The following is a 3,440-nucleotide window of genomic DNA, read 5'->3' on the forward strand; positions in this document are numbered from 1 at the left end:
CTGCAGTCGCCGATCGTGAAGAACCTGCACGACGCGGCCATCGCGGAGATCATCGCCCGCACCGGCGCGCGCAACGGCGACCTGATCTTCTTCGGCGCCGACAAGGCCAAGGTGGTCAACGACGCCATCGGCGGCCTGCGCATCAAGGTCGGCCACAGCGAGTTCGGCAAGAAGAACGGCCTCTTCGAGGACAAGTGGGCGCCGCTGTGGGTGGTCGACTTCCCGATGTTCGAGTACGACGACGAAGGCCAGCGCTGGAACGCGGTGCACCACCCGTTCACCGCGCCCAAGGACGGCCATGAGGACTACATGGACACCGACCCGGGCAAGTGCATCGCCAAGGCCTACGACATGGTGCTCAACGGCTGGGAACTCGGCGGCGGCTCGATCCGTATCCACCGTGCCGAGGTGCAGAGCAAGGTCTTCAGCGCGCTGAAGATCGGGCCGGACGAAGCCCAGCTCAAGTTCGGCTTCCTGCTCGACGCGCTGCAGTACGGCGCGCCCCCGCACGGCGGCCTGGCCTTCGGCCTCGACCGTCTGGTCACACTGATGACCAAGGCCGAGTCGATCCGCGACGTGATCGCCTTCCCCAAGACCCAGCGCGCACAAGACCTGCTCACGCACGCGCCCAGCCCGGTGGACGAGAAGCAGCTGCGCGAGCTGCACATCCGCCTGCGCAACCCGCAGGCGGGTGCTCCCAAGGAAGCCTGAGGCCAGGCTTTTGAGGTAACGCAAGGGCAGCTTCGGCTGCCCTTTTTCCTGGCGTGGCGGTTGTCGCTGGCGGATGGCAAGATGGCACGGTGAGCACGACACGCCCCCCCAAGATCCCCGAATCGGTTCTCATCGTCATCCACACGGCGGAGCTCGACGTGCTGCTGATCGAACGCGCCGACCACCCCGGTTATTGGCAAAGCGTCACCGGCTCCAAAGACCGCCCCGACGAGCCGCTGGACGAGACGGCCGTGCGCGAGGTGGGCGAAGAGACCGGCATCGTGATCGGCTCGCCCGAGGTGCCGATGGCCAACCTGCGCGACTGGAACCTGCGCAACGTCTACGAGATCTACCCGCAGTGGCGGCACCGCTATGCGCCCGGGGTGACGCAGAACACCGAGCACGTGTTCGGCCTGCGTGTGCCGCGCGGCACGCCGGTTGCCTTGGCCCCGCGCGAACACACCCGCTACCGGTGGCTGCCCTGGCGCGAGGCGGCCGACCAATGCTTCTCGCCCTCGAACGCCGAGGCGATCCTTCAGCTGACCAGGTTCACATGACACGCGGCGCCGCTTCGAGCACCCTGCACCCGAGCCACATCCTGCGGGTAGCGACCTACAACATCCACAAAGGCGTGCGCGGCATCGGCCCGCGCAAGCGCTTGGAGATCCACAACATCGGCCTGGGCGTGGAAGCGCTCGACGCCGACCTGGTCTTCTTGCAGGAAGTGCGCAACTTCAACCATGGCGAGGCGCTGCGCTTCCCCGACACGCACTTCGGCTGGCCGCGCGTGCCGCAGGCCAACCACCTCGCGCCCGAGGGCTACGACGTGGCCTACCGCACCAATGCCATCACACGCGACGGCGAGCACGGCAACGCGCTGCTGTCGCGCTGGCCCTTGGGCGAAGACATCGGCCACCACGACGTCTCCGACCATCGCTTCGAGCAGCGCGGCCTGCTGCACGTGGTCGCGCACTGGAACGGCCTGCGCGTCCACACCATCGTGGCCCACCTCGGGTTGATGCATTCGAGCCGCGTGCGGCAGGTGGAGCGCATCGCGGCGTTCATTGCCGCCAAGATCCCGCACCGGGAGCCGGTGGTGCTGGCGGGTGACTTCAACGACTGGGGCGAGAAGCTCGACGCACCCATGCGCGAGATGGGCCTCAAGCGCGCCGAGCACGCCGGCAGCGCCTCGCAGCGCACCTTCCCGTCGCGCGTGCCGCTGTTCTCGCTCGACCGCATCTACACGCGCGGCTTTCACTGCACGGCCACCTTCGTGCCGCGCGGCAACGCGTGGGCCCGCATGTCGGACCACCTGCCCCTGGTGGCGGATCTCGAACTGGCCTGATGGTCGAGCCGCACCGCACCGACGACGAACCCCTGATGCGCGTGGTGCGCCGCGCCGTCTACAGCGGCGGCAACCAGGCCACGCTGCTGCGCGGCGGCGAGGCCCTGTTCCCGGCCATGGTGCGTGCCATCGAGGCAGCACGCCACGAGGTCTGGCTCGCCACCTACATCTACGACAACACCGGCAGCGTGGCGATGGTCACGCAGGCCCTCGCCGATGCGGCGCGCCGCGGCGTGCATGTCAAGCTGGTGGTTGACGGCTTTGGTTCGCGCGCCTGCCTGGGCGAGCTGCGGGCACAGCTCGAAGGCGCTGGGGTGCTGCTTGCGGTGTTCCGGCCGCTGCATCGGTGGTGGAGCTGGCTGCAGCCCGGCCAGCTGCGCCGCCTGCACCAGAAGCTGTGCGTGGTCGACGGCGACGTGGCCTTCGTCGGCGGCATCAACCTGCTCGATGACCGCTTCGACCAGATCCACGGCTGGAGCGACGAGCCGCGCCTCGACTACGCCGTGGAGCTGCGTGGCCCGGTGGTGGCCCCCATCGAGCAGGCCACGCGCGCGCTGTGGACGCGTGCGAGCATCGGCAGCCACTTCGGCAGGGAGATGGCCGCCCTGGCGCGCAGTGCGGAGCCGGTGGCGCGTGCCCGGCGCATGCTGCGCCGCCTGCGCATGCCCAAGGGCAGCAAGACGGCGAGCCAGCTGTCCACGCTGCGCCCCGTGCGTGCCGCCTTCGTGATGCGCGACAACCTGCGCCAGCGCCGCGCCATCGAGCGCAGCTACATCGACGCCATCCGCAACGCCCAGCAGCGCGTCGACCTGATCTCGCCCTACTTCTACCCCGGCCGCGCCTTCATGCGCGTGCTGCGCGCCGCCGGTACGCGCGGCGTGCAGGTGCGCCTGCTGCTGCAGGGCAAGGTCGACTACCGCATCGCCGCCCTAGCGGCGCGCGCGCTGTACGACGACCTGCTCAGCCACGGCGTACGCGTCTTCGAGTACACGCCGGCCTTCCTGCATGCCAAGGTGGGCCTGGTCGACGACGAATGGGCGACGGTGGGCAGCTCCAACATCGACCCGCTCTCGCTGCTGCTCAACCTCGAGGCCAACGTCGTGATCCGCGACCCGGTGTTCACCAACGCGCTGGCGGCGCAGTTCGATCAGGCGGTGACGGCCTCGCGAGAGATCGATCCGGCGCAGGCCCGGCAGCGTTCGCTGCAAGGCGTGTTGCGCCGGGGGTTCGTCGCGTGGGTGGCCCACGTCTACTTGCGCATCGCCGGGGCCACCGGCAGGTACTGATGACAGCCCCCCAGTCGCTTCGCTGCCGCCTTGCAGCCCGCGCTGAGCCAGAGGCTCAGCCCTTCGCCAGGCACAAGCAGTCCACTGGACTGCTTGTG

At 69.2% G+C, this 3,440-nt stretch carries 4 protein-coding genes; all 4 read left to right on the plus strand.

Annotation, left to right across the window (positions count from 1 at the left end; genetic code table 11):
- Window positions 1-711 (plus strand): amino acid--tRNA ligase-related protein (locus VFL64_RS16775; protein WP_489541520.1); only part of this gene is annotated, 711 nt, incomplete at its 5' end.
- A gap of 89 nt (window positions 712-800) precedes the next feature.
- The gene (gene nudB / locus VFL64_RS16780; protein ID WP_489541521.1) at window positions 801-1,268 is read left to right on the plus strand and encodes a dihydroneopterin triphosphate diphosphatase; all 468 of its coding nucleotides are present in this window, start codon (window positions 801-803) and stop codon (window positions 1,266-1,268) included.
- Window positions 1,265-2,056, plus strand: a complete 792-nt coding sequence (locus VFL64_RS16785) for an endonuclease/exonuclease/phosphatase family protein (RefSeq protein ID WP_489541522.1) — start codon at window positions 1,265-1,267, stop codon at window positions 2,054-2,056. Before nudB ends, VFL64_RS16785 begins: the two co-directional genes overlap by 4 nt.
- Window positions 2,056-3,342 (plus strand): cardiolipin synthase ClsB, encoded by a 1,287-nt coding sequence (gene clsB, locus VFL64_RS16790; RefSeq protein ID WP_489541523.1) that lies wholly within the window; start codon window positions 2,056-2,058, stop codon window positions 3,340-3,342. The genes VFL64_RS16785 and clsB overlap by 1 nt, the downstream gene beginning before the upstream one ends.
- Window positions 3,343-3,440 lie beyond the last annotated feature (98 nt).

This window comes from Rhizobacter sp. (assembly GCF_035702065.1).
Lineage (GTDB): Bacteria > Pseudomonadota > Gammaproteobacteria > Burkholderiales > Burkholderiaceae_C > Rhizobacter.

Bases quoted from the DNA above. Each gene is read 5' to 3' on its own strand.
- VFL64_RS16785 (WP_489541522.1), top strand. From the start codon at position 1,265: ATGACACGCGGCGCCGCTTCGAGCACCCTGCACCCGAGCCACATCCTG.
- clsB (WP_489541523.1), top strand. From the start codon at position 2,056: ATGGTCGAGCCGCACCGCACCGACGACGAACCCCTGATGCGCGTGGTG.